Annotated in this window: 15 protein-coding genes; 5 read left to right on the top strand and 10 right to left on the bottom strand. The window is 56.2% G+C overall.

Annotation, left to right across the window (positions count from 1 at the left end):
- Positions 1-48: 48 nt before the first annotated feature.
- The 4 genes from VN12_RS12540 to VN12_RS12550 all read right to left on the bottom strand — a co-directional run bounded on the left by VN12_RS12540 (position 49) and on the right by VN12_RS12550 (position 5,974).
- Entirely contained in the window at positions 49-564 is a 516-nt protein-coding gene (locus VN12_RS12540) for a gamma-glutamylcyclotransferase (protein ID WP_168164368.1), read from the bottom strand.
- Positions 561-3,245, bottom strand: coding sequence for a hypothetical protein (locus tag VN12_RS25825; RefSeq protein WP_168164369.1), 2,685 nt, complete (start codon positions 3,243-3,245; stop codon positions 561-563). The genes VN12_RS12540 and VN12_RS25825 overlap by 4 nt, the downstream gene beginning before the upstream one ends.
- Positions 3,246-3,417: 172 nt before the next feature.
- The gene (locus VN12_RS12545; RefSeq protein ID WP_168164370.1) at positions 3,418-5,022 is read right to left on the bottom strand and encodes a serine/threonine protein kinase; all 1,605 of its coding nucleotides are present in this window, start codon (positions 5,020-5,022) and stop codon (positions 3,418-3,420) included.
- 1 nt (position 5,023) lies between these two features.
- A complete protein-coding gene (locus VN12_RS12550; RefSeq protein ID WP_146677164.1) occupies positions 5,024-5,974 on the bottom strand; it encodes a nucleoside hydrolase in 951 nt (316 codons plus the stop codon).
- A gap of 109 nt (positions 5,975-6,083) precedes the next feature.
- Here VN12_RS12550 and trpD point away from each other — a divergent pair, with 109 nt between their 5' ends.
- Positions 6,084-7,103 carry an anthranilate phosphoribosyltransferase gene (gene trpD, locus VN12_RS12555; protein ID WP_146677165.1) on the top strand — a complete coding sequence of 340 codons (1,020 nt, stop codon included), beginning with the start codon at positions 6,084-6,086 and terminating at the stop codon, positions 7,101-7,103.
- Here the strand turns inward: trpD and VN12_RS12560 are convergent.
- A complete protein-coding gene (locus VN12_RS12560; RefSeq protein ID WP_168164371.1) occupies positions 7,100-7,825 on the bottom strand; it encodes a DUF1080 domain-containing protein in 726 nt (241 codons plus the stop codon). The genes trpD and VN12_RS12560 overlap by 4 nt on opposite strands.
- A 183-nt stretch (positions 7,826-8,008) precedes the next feature.
- Positions 8,009-10,285: an NfeD family protein gene (locus tag VN12_RS12565; RefSeq protein WP_146677167.1), complete on the bottom strand. Its 2,277-nt coding sequence runs from the start codon at positions 10,283-10,285 to the stop codon at positions 8,009-8,011.
- A 785-nt stretch (positions 10,286-11,070) separates the two neighbouring features.
- On the opposite strand from VN12_RS12565, the gene VN12_RS12570 reads away from it, so the two are divergent.
- Positions 11,071-11,649: an RNA polymerase sigma factor gene (locus VN12_RS12570; RefSeq protein WP_146677168.1), complete on the top strand. Its 579-nt coding sequence runs from the start codon at positions 11,071-11,073 to the stop codon at positions 11,647-11,649.
- A 152-nt stretch (positions 11,650-11,801) separates the two neighbouring features.
- Positions 11,802-12,437, top strand: a complete 636-nt coding sequence (dcd, locus tag VN12_RS12575) for a dCTP deaminase (protein WP_146677169.1) — start codon at positions 11,802-11,804, stop codon at positions 12,435-12,437.
- A 68-nt stretch (positions 12,438-12,505) separates the two neighbouring features.
- Here dcd and VN12_RS12580 read toward each other — a convergent pair whose 3' ends face one another.
- The 4 genes from VN12_RS12580 to VN12_RS12595 all read right to left on the bottom strand — a co-directional run bounded on the left by VN12_RS12580 (position 12,506) and on the right by VN12_RS12595 (position 17,387).
- On the bottom strand, positions 12,506-13,468 hold the full coding sequence (locus VN12_RS12580; protein ID WP_146677170.1) for a hypothetical protein: 963 nt from the start codon (positions 13,466-13,468) through the stop codon (positions 12,506-12,508).
- Between the two features lie 235 nt (positions 13,469-13,703).
- Positions 13,704-14,963: a thioesterase, FlK family gene (locus VN12_RS12585; protein WP_146677171.1), complete on the bottom strand. Its 1,260-nt coding sequence runs from the start codon at positions 14,961-14,963 to the stop codon at positions 13,704-13,706.
- 6 nt (positions 14,964-14,969) lie between these two features.
- Positions 14,970-16,049, bottom strand: a complete 1,080-nt coding sequence (locus VN12_RS12590) for an Mrp/NBP35 family ATP-binding protein (RefSeq protein ID WP_146677172.1) — start codon at positions 16,047-16,049, stop codon at positions 14,970-14,972.
- Between the two features lie 84 nt (positions 16,050-16,133).
- Positions 16,134-17,387, bottom strand: coding sequence for a glycosyltransferase family 4 protein (locus tag VN12_RS12595; protein ID WP_240491411.1), 1,254 nt, complete (start codon positions 17,385-17,387; stop codon positions 16,134-16,136).
- A 224-nt stretch (positions 17,388-17,611) separates the two neighbouring features.
- On the opposite strand from VN12_RS12595, the gene VN12_RS12600 reads away from it, so the two are divergent.
- On the top strand, positions 17,612-18,910 hold the full coding sequence (locus VN12_RS12600; protein ID WP_168164372.1) for a TIGR03009 domain-containing protein: 1,299 nt from the start codon (positions 17,612-17,614) through the stop codon (positions 18,908-18,910).
- Positions 18,907-19,791: a hypothetical protein gene (locus VN12_RS12605; protein ID WP_146677174.1), complete on the top strand. Its 885-nt coding sequence runs from the start codon at positions 18,907-18,909 to the stop codon at positions 19,789-19,791. The genes VN12_RS12600 and VN12_RS12605 overlap by 4 nt, the downstream gene beginning before the upstream one ends.
- Positions 19,792-19,839 lie beyond the last annotated feature (48 nt).

Here is a 19,839-nt window from a genome sequence, read left to right on the forward strand (position 1 = left end):
GGTTTGTATTGTACTGGTTCGGCACCTGGCAGTCCTAGCTCGATTCCATCACTCTTCGGCAAAACTACGAGGGACCTTGGACATCGGATCGGGCCATTGGCAAACCCAGTGCCCACCTGCTTCCATCCAAACCTCGATTCGTCTAGCTGATGCGAGTCGGCGCGGTTCGTTGTAGAAATAAGTCCAGGTCATCACCGTTTGGGAAGGAGGTTCGCAACCCGCACCGGAAGAGGCAGGGTCTGCGAGGGTCTCTACCTGGATCACTCGCCGAACGTACTCCCCCATGTTCTTGACCGGATCGAACCCCTCGATCCGATCGAGTACAACCAAAGTCTCCTGCAGATCCTCGGGATGGAATCGCCAGACTTCCCCCAGCACCAAATTGTCGCCCTCCACCAAGCCCGGATAGGACCCCAGATCGTAGAGTGTCCCAACGGCGATAGCGGGGGTGATGGAAATCGCAGGTCGAGGCCAAAGACTTCCCCGCAATTGCTCCCGTTTCAAGGTGCCATAGACGAAGATCGCAAGGGGTTCCGCTTCCTCATAGGGTCTTGGGTCCATCATGGTTTTGCGTCGATCTCCTCCAGCGTCCAACAACTGACCTCGTCTTCTAAAACAACAACCATTCGCAGCTTCTCGCCATCCGCTAAAAGAGTCGCGCCATAGACTCTTTTCCCGAACGACATCTGGTCGGGGATAGCATCGACCGACTGCAAGTGCAGGACGCGATTGGGGGCGGTCGCGAGCCAGTAGAATTTGCTTTGACTCGTCTGCGTCGCGGCCAGGAGTTTGCATTGTTCAGGGCGCACCGAGAGAACTTGCCGAAACAACGGCTGATATTGTCGGTTCATCAATACGGCTCCGGTCTCGCCACTCGGCATTTTCTCCAACCCTACTAAATAGGATTCGGAGGCCCCCTGGCCCCACACCCAGTTCCCCACTTCTGGCATGAAAGCCAACTCATCGGTCTCAACTCCTGCGATAGCGCCCACGCTGGACTCGGATGTTTGGGCAAGGGTTGGAATGTCTTGAACCGTTCGATCCGACCATGTCGTTTTCCACGATGCAAAAACCCCTTTGGCATCAATCTTGGGAACTACTCCGACGATCGATGAAGTAGGAGAATTGGAAGTCGATCGCGAGATATCGAGCTTCGTCGTCGCCGGATTGAGCTGCAAGAAGCGTTGGCGGTCTGTGATGATGCACAAGATCGGCACCCCTTCTTTGCATGCCCAAGCGGCTCCGATAGCCGACTCGCCGGCTTCCAAGGGGATCTGTGCCGCATCGGTCGGAGTCCAACTCGGAGTCGAACTCACGGGCGAAACACAATACCAGAACCTGGGCAGTCCTTCGGGGATGATCGCGACGTAATGATGGGTCCATGGGTCCGGCAGGACATGAATTCTCTTGGCATCGGTCGCTTGCGCAATCGCAACGCTGGAGATCATCGTTTTCTTTCCAGCTTGATCCACGCTCCAAATCTTTCCTTGGTCATCCAGCAAGGTAGCCAGTCGAAAAGCGTTGTCCTTTTTTTCGAACAAGGACTCCGCGCGCAGGTACGAGGAGATCGATTGATTGGGAAACCATTCGCCCGCCGCCGAAACGGTCGAATGCTCCAACTCGGTGCGCCAATCCAGCGCGATTCTATGGAAGCTCAAGGGGAAGGGAGCGATCTCCTGATGCTCGGGCTTCATCTTGGCAATTTGCTCTTTGTCCAAAACATTGCGATGCAGACGAGAGGCATACCTAGCTTCATCATCCACTGCGACTTTCAAGAATCGCTTGGCTATATCCTCACCTTCTTGGACCGCTTGAACCTTGCTGAGCAACATTGCGAAATCGGTGACAGGATCGATCGATTGGATCGACCCGTCCGGTCCGAGGATCACGCTGGTCAGGTAGTTCGTAACTCCGCATTGCCCACCCAATTCCCCGTTGGACTCAATCGCGACGGGCAAATCGCAATTCCACGATTTCATGGTAACCGCCATCCGATCCGCTGATTTATCGGAAACCAAGCAAACCTCGCAGAACGCCGAGAGCCCTCGTTCTTGAAGACTCTTTTGAAACCGATAGACGTCATCGACAAACGCGCGGCTCGTCTCGCTGTCATCGATCCAGTGCAGTACCGTTACCCTCTTTCCTCTCGCGGTCGTGTCCAACACATCTTGGTTGGCCGGTCCTCGAAGCAACACTGGTTTCGGCTTTGTCCCGAGTTCTTTGGGAATATTGCGCAGGGGAGGATCGACAAAGCGGCGCACCAGCAAATCGGAATCGCTTTCGGGCAACGTCCATCCACTCCAATCGATGGCATGGTTGATCCTCGCATTCACCAAATCGATCGAAAACTGGCACTTGGATCTGTCCACACTCTCCGGAAGGGGCTGTGGGAGTGGAAAGACCGATTCGATCGGCATCTCCACACGCAGGATCAAGTTCCGTTTCGCGTCGATCCACAGCACAAAGGGGCTCTTCTCCAAAAGAACTTCGACTCGTGTGCATAGAACGCTATCGAACGTGTCATCCTCCAGCTTTCGAAACTCCCCTTGATCAAGCCAGTCCTGCAAAGGAGTTCCAGCGAGAAGCAGCTCGATTGTGATAGGGATTCCCCAAACCCTGCGATGGAGGAGGACCCCTAGATGATCGTCGAGCAACCAACTCCAGGTGATGCGATCTGGCAAAGGGCGAACAACTCGCTGATTCTCAAAGGGTTTGAACTCGGCGTCGCCTGCGATGGACTCAAACGTTTGTGGTTTCCAACTCGATCGCAACTGGGGTGTCCAGAGCGCGAGCTTCCGCGGTCGCTCGAAAGCAACGGCGAGAGGCCTGGTCTGAACCAGCGGCTTGTCGGGATAAGGAATGGAAAGCTGAAGCACTCCTTCGTCCTCATACGACTTCAACGTTTGGTAGGTCGCGATGCACTGTTCGAGCAATCCCTTCAATGCAACGGAGTCGGCAGATGTAGTCGCGGAAGGGGGAGTCGATGGCGAAGCGGAGGAACCGGCAGGGATTGGGGACGCCGACGTACCGCCGTCGCTAGGCACCGATGCGTCCCCGTCGCCCGTCTTGGAATCCAAACCACTCGCTGCACCGGAGTTCTCGTCGATCTTCTCGGCATTCGCATCGCTGGGATTCTTCGACGCGGAATTGGGAGAACACCCGACCCAACCGATCACAAGAATCAGCACGAGAAGTCGATAGATCGCTGGCTTTCGTTCGTAGCATCGACTCAGGTTTAACAACATGGAGGTATCATCCAACGAGGAGGAATAGAAATCTGTTTCAATGTCTACCGGAAGGCGGCGTCCCCGGATCCAATTCGCTCGAGGGGAATCGTTCTTCGTCGTTCATGGCTTCTGTAGTACTATACTTCGGCACATGATTAGCGTCGTCTCATACGATCGGCATGGCGGGAAGCTACTCTTTCAGCTTCTCAAGCCTTCCTTGTGCACGTTCGACGAGGGAAAGCATTTCTTTGTTCCCGTTGTACAAACTCACGATTCCTTCCCAAATCTGCTTGGCGCTGAGCAGATCCCCGCTGCCATATTTCTTGTCCGCTTCGTTTAGCTTTTCTTGTAGGAAGCGACGAAGTTCGTCGGCATCGGGCGGGCTGCTTTCGATCTTCTCGATCTGTCGTCTTGCCAGATTCACAAAAGGACGCTCTTTCTCCTCATTCTTGAGAAGACTGACGATCGCTTTGTATTTGTCGAGCGCGGTGACGCGATCCCCGAATTGCTCGAAGCGATTTGCTTCGACAAATTTTCGTTCCCCTTCGCTCGAGGGCTCCCGCCCGAACCTTCGATTGCTTTGCATCTTTTGCTCGGCGTTGACCATTTCGATTTCGATCAACCTCTCTTCGGCCCATGTCGCCGACTCGCTCTCTGGAAACCGTTCTATCAACGGGATTAAGTAGCGATCGCGCGCTTCGTTGAGAGACCCCACGTCTTCTTGAGCCAGGAAGAGTTCCGCCCGATAGCGAAGCGTCTTTTCGCTGAGGGGCATGAGGAAGTAGCCGATGGTTGCGACGATGAATAACAAGATCCCAACCAGGACGAGAGGTCTTTCCAGCATCGCCGGAGAGTCGTCGTATTCCTCGTCGCGTTTCGAACGCTTTTTTTTCTTCTTGCGTCCCAAGATCTTTTCCGCTTCGTCCTTGTCGACGTTCATTTGCAGCGGACTGAAGCCTGAAACAGCATGTTGCACCACAGCGACCCCGGACGTGGCACGCTTTTGCGCCTCGCGGAGGGCGAGGGACGTGGCCGTGGCGGAATAGGGACGTTTGAGTGGATCTTTGTGCATCAGTTGCTCGACGATGGCGCTAAGCCAGACCGGACAATCGAAGACTTGAGCTGCCACCGGCTCGACGTCTTGCACCAAGATCGCTTGTCGAACCATCCCGGCATTCGCCCCTGCGAAGGGAGGTCTGCCTGTGAGCGCATGGTAGAGGGTTGCACCGAGGGAATACAAATCGCAAGCGACCTCGAGCTTCCCTTTTCCTTCGACTTGTTCGGGGGATTGGTAGGCCAAGTCCTCAGGGCGAGGAGGGTGGGTCGCTGCAGGTCCTTGCCAAATCTCGTTCAGTTTGGCGACTTCTCCGCCCAGCGTCAGGAGCACTTTATCGGGACGGATACGTCCATGGATCCAACCTGCTTCGTGGGCGCGCTGAAGAGCTTCGCAAAGTTGCAGTCCGTAATCGAGAACCGTTTCCCAAGGCAATCGTTCGCGTCGTTCGAGGGCGTGATCGAGCGATTCACCTTCGACCAACTCGTAAACCAGATACGCATCCTTGGCGTCGAAGCCCCCTCCGTAGCAACGGACGACACCCGGATGTTTGAGTGTTTTGATCTTTTCGAGGTTGGCGGCGAACTCCTGTTTGCTCTCCGGCGTCATGCCCATCGGCATAGGGAAGACGCGAACGGCCACTTGCGAACGCTGCTGCACGTGGATCGCGCGATAGATATGGCTGTTCGGGCCCCCCAGCGGTGCCTCCAATGCCAAAGGACCGATGCGCGATCGCGTCACGTCAGTCGCCTCCCGTGCATTGACCAGCGAATTTCAATCCGTTGATCACGCAATCCTTTACCGCCTCGACATCCACCTTCGTGATGACCTCCATCCCGCGATGCTTCACCGCGTAGGGACGCCGGTCGATGATCGTTGCCCCGCGTGTCAGTTCCCCCAACTCTTCGACCTCGACCGAGTACTCTTCCGAACCGAATAGCATGGGCTCGACCAAGTAAGCGACTCCGAGCACGGCGTTGAGCGCGATCGTCTCTTGGGCTCGATGTTGACGATAGCTTCGGAACAAGTGCGGAATCATGGCATGAAGCAGTCCCCCTGCCCGCGTGTACTTGGGGGGTAGGCAATCCAGAAAATTGAAATCGAAAGTGACTTGATGAGCGATTTCGAGCGGAATCAAAGTCTTCGTGGTCGGAGAGCGGAAGATGGTAGATGCGCTCGTCGGATCGAAGTGCATATTGAACTCTGCAGCGGCCGTGACATCGCCGATGCCGTTGGTCGCTCCCCCCACCATAATCACTTTATCGACCTGCTCGACGATCGACGGATCTCGCGCGAAGGCGCGGGCCAGTCCTGTGAGGGGCCCCAAGCAAAGGACGCTTACGTTCTCGGGATCGGCTTTGATTCGGTCTGCGAGCAGCTTCTCGCTGTTCATCAAGTGCTGGCGTTGGACAGGAGAGAATCCGATGTTCCCCACTCCGTCTTCACCGTGAAGAAATCGATTGTCCGACACGGGTGCATCCTCGGGATCGGTCCCTCCACCTACCCGGGGTAGCCGCGGAGGATCCAGCCGCTCTAGGAGCCCCAACACATTCTGCGTGCAACGATCCGATTCGACGGTTCCGCCGCATGTCGTGATCGCGACAACGTCCAGACGCGGGTCGAACAGGGCCATGATGAGCGCAATGGCGTCGTCGATCCCTGGGTCACAATCGATGATTACTTTTCTTGCCATGCTGGACAAAAGCCGTTCGAGGAATTCAACTCGTACCGTTACGCAAACCTAATGTTTTACGTGACTTAGCCGTCAGTTACTAGCCGATTCCCTTACCTGCATCCCATCAATGCTCGAAGATTACTTGGAAATCGTTCGCAGAAAGTCGGATTTGACCGCGGATCAGATGCAACTCGTGATCACGTGGATGCTGGCCGGCCGCGTCGAGGACGATCTGATTCGACAATTGCTCCTGGCGTTGCGGGAGAAAGGGGAAGCGGTGAGCGAGTTGGTCGGAGCCGCCCGAGCCATGCGAATGATGATGACGCCGATCCGCACCCAACGAACGGATCTAGTCGACACGTGCGGCACCGGCGGTGATGGGGCTCGGACCTTCAATATCTCGACCGCTACGGCGATCGTCGCGGCTGCGGCAGGGGCCTCGATCGCCAAACACGGCAACAGAAAGATCACCAGCGCAACCGGTTCCGCCGACGTGCTCAGCGAACTCGGAGTCCATATCGACGCGCCGCGAGAAACCGTCGAACGATGCTTGGAATCGCTCGGCCTCTGCTTCTGCTTCGCTCCCAAATTGCATCCGGCGATGAAACACGTATCGGAAGTTCGCAAGTCGCTCGGTGTCCCCACCTTGTTCAATTACTTGGGCCCCCTCTGCAATCCCGCCAGCGCCCCGTTCCAGATCATCGGAGTCGGCAAAGAAGACCTTCAGACCAAAATCGCCGCCGCTCTCCTACAACTCCCCGTTCGAGCCGCCATCGTGGTTCGGGGGGAGGATGGGATGGATGAAGTCACCCTGAGCGCGCCGACTCAGGTGCAACATATTGCTTACGGAATGCTCACCCAAACAACTTGGACACCTCAATCCTTCGGGCTGAACCCAATCCGTGTCGACGACTTGATAGTCGATGGCCCGAAGGAAAGCGCCGATGCGATTCGAGGAATATTGCGAGGTGAGAAAGGGCCTAAGCGGGATATTGTTGTCGCCAATACAGCAGCGACCCTCTGGGTGAGCGAACATACGCACTCCCTCGTCGATGGGGTCGCCAAAGCGCAGCACGCGATCGATTCAGGCAAAGCGGCCAGCGTACTGCGCGAGCTTTCTCAACTCTCCCACCAAGAGCCTGCTTAATCCAGGACTCGGTATTCCCACTCTTTCACTTCGACTACCGATTGAAAGGCGCAATAACCGAGGGGACGCGAAGGCATCACTTCGGCGCGAACGGAGAAACTCTTTCCTTCGCGATCCACGCTAACAACCTCTTCGTCATCGATCCACGCCTTCAAGACCTTGTTGTCCACTCGAATACGAAACGAATACCACTTTCCATTTTTAAAATCTCGGAAGCTGGAAGTTTCGTTTTCCGAAGCGTCGTTTCCATTGATACTGCTGATCCCGACCAGACCACCTCCCCATCCCCCGCAAATGAACGAGCAATGGTCCTTGCCAATGGGGAACGTGACGCCCGCAAAGAAGTCGGTTCCATCGGCACGCTTCGCCTTCCATCGCATCTCGTAGCGATCGGTTGGCAAATCCTTCTTCTTGGTGTGGACGCCGGTAAGGGGATCTCCTCGGCCCAATGTCAAAACACCCTCCTTGATCTCGACCGATCCTTCACCGCCGAAGTTCGTGGACTCCCAGCCTTCGAGGGAATTCTTTTCGAAGAGCGGGAGCCATTTCGCTTCCTTCTTGGCAGCGGGAGCGTCTTCAAGCTCGATTTGCGCGGTCACCGCTGCTTTCTGGGGTTTGGTAGGTGGAGCTGATTTGTCCTGTCCCACCCCATCTGTCGCCATGGCACAGAGGTTCGCGAGGGAAAGGGATGCGATGATGCTGGCTGCTCGTATACTTTTCATGAGGAAATGGTCCTTGTTCAAGTGAGGAATCCCCAACAGGATACACAAACAGGATACACAGAGGAGCGCCCCGATGGACAGCATTCCCATTGTGAAAAGTTGACATAAAGGTTCGGTCGCGCGCGCACCCAACCGCTAGGCACAAACACTCTCTGCTTTGGGCACTACCGGTTTCTCAGTGCTTTAACCGTTCTTGCGAACCACGAGTTGCTGATCCTTGGTAGCCACCACGACCACTGCCGTATCTTCGTCGATCCATCCTTCTTCGCATACAACGTTCCACATCCGATCACCGACCATCGCTCTTCCATAAGGGTTGCATCGCGTGGTTGTCGTTCCCTGCCATCCGACGAAAGCTCGGACTTCCTCTTCGACCTCTTGCTTCTTCTCGCGATCGACATGCTTGGTGGGAGGGGGCAATACCATCCAACGAACAAAAGGGGAATTCGCAATCTGCTTTCGAAAGAGAATGGCTAGTGCCAACAGAGAGAAGGTAACGAGCCCGATCTGACCAAAGCCTTGCACCAAACGACCTCGCTGATAGTCATTGGTCGGCCACACAAACGTTTGTCCCGCCAAGACCAAACCGATGGCCAACATGCCGAGCCCGGTCACTCCAAAGACACCGAATCCCGGCAACAAAAAGATCTCGACCAGCAAGCAGACGACTCCGCCGAGGATCAACATCACCTCCAGCCACTCGACAGTCCCATCTAAAAACCGGAGCCAGAAGAAGAGCCCAAAACAGATCGCGGCGAGAATACCCGGGAATCCCACTCCGGGTGATCCCAACTCCGCGCTCAGCGCCGTGATGCCGATCGCGAAAAGCAAAAAGGAAATCCATAACTGGCTCGCTAGCCAATCGATGAACTGTTCTGTCGCATTGGTCTTCAGCGGCACCGGCAATGTCTCCACACCGTACCGGTTCCCCAGTTGTTCGATCGACAGAGAACTATCGACGACCAATCGCAGCTCCCTGGCTTCCTCGAACGTCAATCCACCTTCGAACGACACCGGATCGCCTTGGGTCCACTGCGCCACCTGGGGGTCGTCCACCAACCATTCCGGGCTGTTCCATTGCGAACGGCCATCGAACGCGGTGTACTCAAATATAGGAATCTCGCTGGAAAGGCACCCGAGCAATTCACCAACACTGCGACCGCTCGATCGCGCCAACGATTCGATTGAAGCCCTTTGCTCCCAGCATTGTTCGGGAGAAATCGAAGCTTCACCGGGTCCACCCAATACCGCGTTGGGATGCATGAACAACGCATTGCACGCGAGGGCTACCAGCGCCGCATCGCCACGCGCCGCATTCCGGATGTAGCAGATTACCTCCGCCTGCGTTGGAGGTATCTCAGCCAAGTAATGCGCCAGACGCAGGCTCTCACCTAAATTGCCTCCCGGCGTATCGAGTTCGATCAGCACCAGATTCGCCTTGCCATCGGCGAGCCCCTGCTCGAGAGCTCGCAACATGCGATCCACGTGGCGCGGACTGAGAATGCCCGATAATTGCGTTCGAACGACTACTCTTGGGCCGTCAAACGTCGGTTGCTCGATCGGTGGCTTCGTCAATCGTAGGGCGATCGCCAATTGCTCGCGGTCGCTGGCCGCGTAAGCGATCCACCGCCAACTGCGTAGCTCTTGCCCACGGAACCATCCGAGTTGATTGTTCGGAACCAACTGCTCCTCTTTCCATTCGCCGGCCTTTCTCTCGCGGTCCGCTAGTTGCGAGGCAGTGACGTACTCGATCTTTCCATCGGTATGGTCGATGCGAGTGAGGGGCTCCGTCGGATCGAGCATGGAGAGGACCGCCGCGGCGGGAATGACGTTACCTCGACGGCTTGCGATATCGAGATAGGCTTGGCGAACCGTCGTATCGAGCGTCACCTCTTCGATTCCCGCTTGCCCGAACTCGGCGTCCAAGGGCATGGCGATCTCCTCGCACCCCAGAGCGATCAATACCGCGTGTCCAGCGATCGACTCGGGAAGAAATGCAACGGTTTGGAGACGAGCCCCGCGCGGCCCTGCCAACCACCGAGCGACCGACAACGCACGCTCGAACGGCGTTCCACGCCCCAAGACTGACTCGTCTCCTCCTGCCGTTGATGCCGAGGCGGCGCGCTTGAACTCGAGTACGACGATCTGCCGATCGGCTCCAGTCGGTCGGTTCGCCAAGCTTTCCAAGGAGGAAAGGAGTCGCTGTTCCGCTCCCGCGTCGAGCGGGAGTTCCACCGATACCAACGCTGCCGTCCGACCGTCGACCGCCTCGCCGGCTCCTTGCCAACCCAACGCCTTAGCGTTGGAGAACCATCCAGAAAGCCAGGTCAGCAGGATCACCAGGCAGGCGGCGGAGACATTCCAGAGCCGGTATCCCGCCGTCGATCGAGCGCGCGAAGGAAAAGGGAGGATGGAAAAGATGGGTTCGACAGTTCGTCTGCTGGGGGCTTCGTTTTCCATGATTTCCAAAAAATAAAAGTTTTCCTCCGAACCAAACCTACGATACCATAGTCTGATCCCGCACACGGCCGTCAAGCCGTGGCGACAGGTGACCTGTAAACAAGTGATTTTTGGTCACCTTTTTTGTTTCGAGGAATCTCTCAAAGTGCGTCAAACGACGACGGGAGGATGTCATGCGTCAAGTGAATATTGCTCAACGATGTGTCAATGCAGTCGCCGTAGTGCGAGATTGCGCGTTGGTAGCAGTGGTCAACGCATCGCTCCTCTTGCGTCATCTCCATACACGCACGCTTGGTACGACGAGTAAATCGATAGGGCTAGAACGCCCCGAGTTTTACTCTTGGGGCTCCGGGTGGCGGATGCGCTCTGGCATGCAATTGCAGCCGGTCCATCAGCCAGTTCCCAATCCGACCCCTAGAAACCGCTCTCGGTAGAGCGGTTTACAGAATGCCAGCAATCGATCGCCAGAGCTGAGCATTCTTCACCGTACCCAACGGCGACACCGCGAGAAGCCAACGGCTCGTAGCACCTTTTTCGGCAGCCCCGTTGTTTTGGCCAGCGTCCAAAGCAGCGGCAACCTAACCGATTCCCGCTTCGATCCCGTTCCGCTTGGATAGAGCCATCCCCAGGACGTCGACGGATTCGTTTCCGCATCGTTTTAGGAATGGATTCCCTGAGCGCTAGGTCTCTCTCGCGGCCACCCCATAAGCACTCCTTTTCGCTTCGATCGCTGAAGATCCCTTCGCATCGCGAGCTCGAAAAGGCCATTAGAGAGATTCCAATCGATGTCTATCGCTGAATGTGATTTCGAACCAACCACTTGCACTATCCGAGACTTGGTACAGGCTGCCCAATGCGGCGACCGCGATGCCATGGACCAACTCTACAGCCGATTCCAACAGCACATCCTGTCGATCGCTTACAAGCGACTTGGAAACTGGGATGAAGCTCAAGAATTGTGCCAAGACGTTTTCATCCAAGCCTTCCGTCGGATCGACCAACTGCAAACCCCAGAGGCCTTCGCCGGATGGCTTCGACAAATCGTGCACCGAATGGCTATCAACCGATTGACCCGGCGCCCCAAACCGACGGCGATCGACCATGAAGTCCTGGAGGCAACGTTGTCCGATGATCGAGAACCTATCGACGCCGTGCTATCCAACGAACGAACCACCCAGGTTCACGTCGGATTGGACCGATTGGGAGAACTGGATCGAGCGACCTTGATCGCGTTCTACCTGGACGGCCAAAGCCTCGTGCAAATGGCCGATTCGTTCGATGCCCCCGTGGGCACGATCAAGCGTCGATTGCACGTCGCTCGAAAGCGATTGGCGAAAGAGTGCGGTTTGCTGATGGGTGCATAACCCAACGCTGGACTCGATAACCAATCGGGACAAAGCTTGCAAATTTCCGGCTTGGGTGGTGGATCGAAGACCACCCAAGCGGTTATCCTGAAGAAGGTGAACACCTGGGTCAGCGATACGCTGGTCCCAACACTTTCTCAAAGGCGATTGCGATGATTCTTTCGGGCCAAGAAATTCGTAACCGGCTAGGCAGCGATATTCGGATTACTCCATTCGAGGAGGACTGTCTCAATCCGAACAGCTACAACCTTTCGCTGCACCATGAACTGCTGGTCTACGAAGAGGTGGTCCTCGATGCCAAACAACCCAACCGCTTCCGTCGGATCGCTATCCCCGACGAAGGGATCATTCTCAGTCCTGGACAGATCTATTTAGGTCGGACCATTGAGCACACCGAAACCCACAACTTGGTGCCGATGATCGAAGGTCGCAGCTCGATCGCGAGACTAGGACTCTTCGTCCATTGCTCGTCCGGGTTCGGCGATGCCGGCTTCTGCGGCCACTGGACCATTGAGATGTTCGCAGTCCAACCCGTTCGTATCTACGCGGGACTTCGCATCTGCCAAATCTTCTTCCATGAAGTCACCGGACAGATTCGCGAATACTGCAGCGAAAAGTACCAGCATAATCACGACGTTCAGCCAAGCCTGCTGTACAAGGAGTTCAAACACTCCCGCCCCAGCGAACAACTGGAATTCAGCTTCGAGTCGCTCGCATCCAAATGCTGCTCATCCGCCTCGGAACATCAGCGTGAAGAAACCGTGCAACTCGCGCAGGCCACGGTCTAGAGACTCAAAGGCATTGCATCTCCTCTGTGGAGCATTCGAATCGCTTAGGCCTTTGACCGTGCCGCAATTTATTTTGCGGACGTCAGATGGACCTTTTCCTCCGAGGCAGGCTGCGCCTCCACGATCCGGATGCTGTGGGAACGCCGGTCGGTGCGGTAGTACTCGAATCGGTTGGAATAGGGCTGATCCTCCGGGCGATGCAAAACCCGTTTGTCGATCCCCCACTTGCTCTCGGCGATGACGGTACCGTCTACCAATACCGCTTGCACCAGCGCCGTGTGCAAGATCTTTCCGGTCACATCCCGGTAAATAACTACGTCGTTCGATTGGGGTGCGGTCACCACGCGATATTGGTTCGAACGCAAAATCGTTTCCACGCCGGTCCCTCGAAGCAGAAACTTTCCGTTCGTGAAAACCCAACCATGGCAATTGGCCTGCTTGTCCGCGTCTGCGGTTTGAATCAATGCATTTTCAAACCGGGCATAACGGATCGAGAACTGGGAAGCGAACTCCGAAAAGACCCGATCGTCGGTATTGAATTGGAAAAGGTCGACCTCCTCCCCGTTGTCTGCATAGCCCTTGAACGCGTTGGATGGCATCACCTGACCGATGCAGGCATCGATGTTGAACACAACAAAGTGATTGAACAGCCGGGAATAACGTTCGTAGGACCAGATCGACACTCCGCACCCGATGAGAATCATCGCAGCTGCGCTCCCACCCCAAATCCAGTTGTGGGTCGGCTTACCAAGAAGCGCTTTGGCCGCGGCCAAAACCGCACCCATCCACGCGACAAAGCCAAGGCTCCCGACGATGGCCCGCGATAGGCCGCTTCGCATCAAGTAGCTTTCGCCCAGCCATTCAAATGCCATGAACCCAAGGGCGAGGACGAACAATCCCAAAGTCAGTTTATCTAACCATCCCCCAGCGACCGCATTTTTAGAAACAACACGCCATGTTCCGCGGGCGGAGACGAACAGGCCGGTTGCAAAAACAACAAGAAGCAGATAAACGCTGGTTTGGTCGAACATGGATGCAAAGACTTGGTTTCGTTGAGACGAGGTACCGATCGGGTCGGTCAGGCCACTCAAGAACACGTGTTCGACAAGATGGTATCGCTCTAGGGAGATTCAATTTTTCAAACAACGAGACCTACCGCCTCGAAACACCAATTGAATAGATCAACCTAAACAAGTCGATTCACCGACTCATTCCCTCTCCAAACGGGCCCAGCGAGCCAATTACCAACACCCTTGTTGAATCTGTCTACCTCGAGAAGCGGGCGGGGCGTTTTTCAAGAAAAGCGCGAATCCCTTCTCGCGCGTCGTCGGTACCCAGACATTCCACGTAGGCTTGGGTGTCCGCAACATAGGTCGACTTGACCTGCGTACCTTCGTCTTGGTGGATCAACCGCTTGGTCTCCCGCAATGCCATAGGGGGCATGGCCAGCAGCTTTTGAGTCAGCTCCGCGGTGGCAGTCGAGAGTTGCTGTCTGGCAACCAGTCGATGCACCAACCCGCAATCCATCGCTTGCTGAGCGGTGATGGGCCCTCCCAGCGTACAAAGCTCTATCGCCTTGGCCTTGCCCACCAACGCCGTCAATTGCGACAACCCATAGCCGGGGGACCAACCGAGCAAGATCTCAGGCATTCCAAAAGTCGCCTGATAGGTCGCGATGCGAAAGTCGCACGAGCAAGCCATCACGCAGCCAGCCCCGAGCGCGTTCCCATCCACGGCCGCAATAAAAATCTGTGGGAGATTCTCCCAATTGAGGTACATCCTGGCCTGCCGATAACTCAACTCCCGCGCCACTTCGAGGGAAAGATCCCCTACCTCTCGAACATCGTCCCCCGAGCAAAACGTGTCGGCTGCTCCCTGAATGATCACGATGCGAATGTCAGGATGACCTGCCAACCAAGCATTCAACTCTTCCCAATCCCGGGTCATTTGCTGGTCGACTGCGTTGCGACGCTCCGGGCGATTGAGGAGCACCTTGGCCACTCGATCGTCCACCGCGACTTGAAGCGTAGAAAGACTCGGTAGATCGCCTGGATTGGGAGTCGCCAGCATGGGAATCAAAGTTCCATTTCGATGGGTTGGAGTCTTTTGCTCAAGCCGATCGGCAATGCGATCGAGCGAGACGACCATTCTCCGGTGCGTCCCTTTGCCAATCATTTCTCGTTCGTCAAAGGCGGTGACATCGAAATCGACAGCCCGGCCTTGAATGGCCGTGACTTGAGCGAATGCGGTGACTTGTGCTCCGATGGGAGTCGCTGCCAGATGATCGATATGGACCTGCGCGCCGACCGATTCTTCGCCGACTTCCAAGTAGGGCTCGATCGCTTTCCTCGCCGCGCGCTCCATCAAGAGAATCATGTTAGGAGTCGAAAAGACCACGGCACTTCGGCGCATCGCCTTGCCATCGTCGCCAAACCCTTTTCGGTTTACACCGAGATGGATGGTGTGCTCGCTGCCGACCGTCCAAGTCAACTCAGCTCGATCGCCAACCTTGAGTCCCTCGATCATGAGAACCTACTGGAGCAAAGGTAAAGGAGCGGACTGGGCCTGTTTTGCGAACCGTGTTGAAATCGATCGGACCAATCCTCGGCAAACGTTTTCGAATGGCTTCGATAGTTGAGGATCTTTCAACGCTTCCGCGAGCCGACCTTCGTCCGATTCCCTTCGCAGCGCGATTTGAATCGGGACTTCTCCTAGAAAAGGAACACCCAGTTCCTCTGCCTTGGCCCGTGCGCCTCCCTTGCCAAAGATCTCGTAGGTCTTTCCCGTTTCAGGATCGGTGAACCCGCTCATGTTCTCTACGACCCCCAGAACAGGGACGCTGGTCTTTTCAAACATTGCAATCGCCTTGCCTGCATCGAGGAGCGCGACCTCTTGAGGGGTGCAAACGATTACCGTACCTGTCAGGGGCAAAATTTGTGACAGGGTGAGCGCAACGTCCCCGGTACCAGGAGGCATGTCGATGATCAAGTAGTCCAGTTCTCCCCAAGCCGTATCGCGCAGGAACTGGGTGATTGATCCGTGCAACATGGGGCCACGCCATACGACGGCTTGGTCCTTTCCGACGAGAAAGCCCATCGACATCACAGGCATGGTCCCGGAGCAAATAGGCTGAATCTTTCCATCGACAATTTCAGGTCGTCCATCCAAGCCCAACAAGTGCGGAATACTGGGGCCGTAGACGTCCGCGTCCATCAAGCCCACTTTGGAACCGAGCTTCTCCAAGGTCAGCGCAATCGATGCCGCCAAAGAACTCTTCCCGACGCCCCCTTTGCCAGCAGCGATGGCAATCACACACTTCGCACGCAATCCGATTTGACCGATCGGCGGAGCCGGTTTGTACAACGACTCAACCTTGACCTGCACGTCCTGCACGCCGGGGACATGGGCCAAGATGTGCCCCTTCAATCGATCGACCAGCTCATCGGCGATCGGCTTCATCATGGAGGAAATGCTATAGCGACAGGAAACCACTCCACCGCTCACAGAGCAATCTCCGACTTGACCGCTGGGTCCCACCGCTTTTCCGGTCTCGGGATCGATAAAGGTTTCGAGTGCGGACTTTAACTGCTGATGGATATCGAGATCGGTCATGGTTCTACTGTTGGCAAGTGGCGAAATCAGAACCAATCAGTTTACCGAACCGGCAAATTTAAGGGAGTCGCAATCCCTTGTCCTCTACCCCACGATTCGCCGATAAACCTGGGCGGTCATTTGAGCCATATGCGTATCGGAGAAATGATCCCTCTGTCTCGCGACCGCTCGCTGGCTCATTTCAGTCCAGCGGCTGCGGCTCGCCATGAATTCCGTAATGGCTTGCGCTAAGGATTCGGGATCCTGCGGTTCCGCGAGAAAACCTTCCTCGCCGTAGCGGATAACCTCGGGAGTTCCCTCGACACGTGTGGCAATCACAGGCACCCCTACGGCCAACGCCTCGAGCACCACCATCGGCATCCCTTCGCCGAACAAGCTCGGAAGAACCATCGCATCGAACCCCCTCATCACCTCGGGAATATCGCGACGAAAGCCATGGAATCGAACGATGCGTTCCAATCCCAGCTCCTGAACCTGTGCCATGATTTGGGCTTCATATTCCGCCGTTTCAAACGGTCCGATGACATCGAGCGTGACGCGTGGCTCTCCTTGTACGGAATCCATTTGCCCGAGCTTCGCCATCGCCTGCAACAGAACTTCGATCCCCTTCCTAGGCCGAACGAGCGCCACCATTCCGAGCTTCCATGTCTCGCGATTGATGCGAGCAAAGGGATCGATCGGCTCTTGAACGGTCACGCCGTTAGGAACACAGGTGACTTGAAAACGGGAAACGCCGCGCGAGAGGATCTCGCGCCTCAGCGATTTGGAGACGGTGATAATGTGATCGCAATTCCATAAGGAGAAGCGTTCGATCCAATCGTTCACGCGATTGATTCCCCATCGGGTCGAATCGCGCGCCGTAGGAGAATGGACATGAAACACCCACGGCAGTCCGGTTCGCCGAGAAACCCAGCTCGCGATCATCGCCGTTCGCGGGGTGTGAGCGTGCAATAGATCCGCCTTCACGCGGGCCGCGATCGCTGCGACTTGCCCAAAAACCGAAACGTCGCATCGCGAATGCATCGGGGCGGACCAAACATGCGAACTAGGCAGCCCGGACATCTCCGGAAATTTGTCTGGCTTCAAACAAACGAAATGGGCGTCGACGGCCTCCTCCGGAAGCTTCTTGCCCAAATGCTGCTGGACTCGCTCCGCCCCCGAAAAATGCTCGCCATTGATCAGGTGCAACGCCCCTATCGACTTCGTACGCCGATCCGCAAAAAGCTTAGGCAACCCTGCGATCGAATAAGAATCCAGCCCCGACTCCATCCCCGCTGCCCCGAGGGAAGAGGAAGCCGTCGCCGACATGGGAATATAGGTAGGGGCAAAGAAAACCATCGCGATGCTCAGTCCGTGCGAAAAGAAAAGGAACCGCGAAAAGCTAGCACTTGAAATCCACGTCAGCCTTTGCCCAATCCCAAAAATCGCGCCGCCCCAAATCCCGGAATCCCTACAATCGCCAAAACCGATCTAGGTCGCACCCGAGCAAGTTGCTATCTTCGTCCGCAATCGCCCGAGCATGATGCTCGGAGTTGGCCAAGCCCGTCATGGAATCGACACAAATGAAAACTTGGAATCGCTGGATCGGAACGTGCACACTCGCTTGCCTTATTGCCAGCAGCGGAACATCGCTGTTCGGCCAGCAAGGCTACAACACCTCGGGTGCACGCCCTGGTAATGCCAATCCCCAGGCTTCTCAGCAGCCAGGTGCTGCCGGGACGATTCCCGTTTCTACCAACAACGCGGCCAACCCAAACACGCCGAACCCTCTCTACAATCCGGGCTTGCAACGCCCCAACGCCACCCCCCCCGCGTCAGGGCTCGATCCTGTCGTGACCAAGGACCCGTACGCGGACAAACCCTTGACAGCACAAGAGATCGCATACCTCGATGACTTATTGAAGTATTGGGAGCAGAGCACCAAAAACTTGGATCGGCTCTCGTGCGAGTTTCGTCGCTACGAATACAACTCCAATGCGAACTTTGTGCAGCAGCTCGCTCAACAAACCGGCTTGCGAGTCACCGATATCAAGACGACCGTCAGCGCCGGTGTCGTTCGCTACATGAAACCGGACAAGGGGATGTACCGGATCGACGCAATGGTCGCTCTGACCGGGAAGCTCGATGCGAAGAATCAACCGGAAATGCTCGCCTCCGACTCGCTCTTTGGCGACTACTGGATCTGCGACGGCGCGACGGTTCACAATTACGATCGGAAGGAAAAGAAGGTCACGCACTTCACCATTCCCAAAGAGATGCAGGGGATCGGGATCCTCGAGTCCCCGATGCCGTTCCTCTTCGGTGTCGAGGCCAAGAAGCTGAAGGAACGTTATTGGCTGCGAGCCTTGCCTCCTCCCACCAAGCCTGATGGAACCCCGAACAACGATCTTTTTGTCATCGAGGCATACCCTAAGACCCAGCAAGACGCGGTGAATTACGATCACGTTTTGGTCTATCTCGATCGAGAGCATTTCCTCCCCGTCCACTTGATCAAATTCAATCCCGATCACGTTGATGAACCGGGTAAAGCGATGGTCGATAGCCGCGAACACTACGAGTTCACCACGCGTGAGAAGAACGCATCGGCATGGCAAAAGCTTGGCGAAGCGATCTTTCTAAAAGAATTCATCCCGTTGAAACTACCCTCCGGGTGGACTGAAGAGACTCGCGAGTATGTACCACCCGGAATGGAGAACAATCTGCAAGCCAACAACGGCGCGCAGCCCGCAGGAATCCCCGGAGGAACTCCAGCTGGCGGCTTGACCCCGGCCGGGCAACCTGTCGGTGCCCCTGGCTTCGCGCCGGGGACCGTTCCCAACGCAGCTTCCCGGCCCGCAGACAACGCGCTGCGATCGCGATGATTGCTAGAGCTTGGCTAATAACTTTCGGTGCAACGCTTTGCTTCGCATCAGGCTGTGCCACGTGGCTTCCGTCCGGGGAGCAGCCTCGACCAATCGAAGCCGGGATCAAGACGCCACCGCTCTCCGATGAAGCGGTCGCGATCGAAACGTATTTGATCCGTCTCAAACCTGAACAAGTCGAACAGTCGGCTGAACTGTGGAGCCTGGCAGACCAACAGATCTTGCCCCCCGAATTGCGACTCAACCTCGACAGAAACGGCATCCGTGTTGCCAAGATTTCGGGAAGCCTGCCTCGTATTTTGGAAACGTGGTTGAGCGAGACGGAGAAGCGGATGGAGGGTGATACGCTCGAACAGACCGGGCTCGCCGCCGATGTGGTCTCCGTGGCGCGGCATTGGCGTTGCCGAGCAGGAGTGCGAAAGGAAATCCCCATTCGCGATCTCAACCAAGATCGCGTGACACTCTTTTACCATGACCAGACATTCAAGGGCCGGTCGCTCGACAGTCCCCGCTTTTTCTTTTCCCTCACGGCCACCCCCGGAAACGATTACACGGCGGATGTCCGACTCACCCCGGAGATCGAACATGGGGACTATCGCAATCGGGTGGTCGTACGGGATGCGGCGCTAAGGCCGGTATCGGAGCGGGACACAATTCCCTTCACTCCGCTGGCGATCCATCTCCGACTGCAACGTGGCGACTGCCTGGTAATCGGTCCGACTGCCGAACGCTGCGGTCTCGGAGCGGAGTTTCTGCATAGCTACACGCAAGAAAACCGGTACGAACCCGTGCTTATGCTCCTGCGTCTGTCGCAGAGCGGTGTCGACAGCATCTTCTCTCCCGAGTCCGCAGCCAAAGCGATGCAAGCCAAAGACCTGTAAGCACTCAGCGACTCGGAGCACTCATCGATTTGGGAATGCGAAATAGAC

Origin of the sequence: Pirellula sp. SH-Sr6A (assembly GCF_001610875.1) — a bacterium.
Classification (GTDB): Bacteria; Planctomycetota; Planctomycetia; order Pirellulales; family Pirellulaceae; genus JBKCUI01.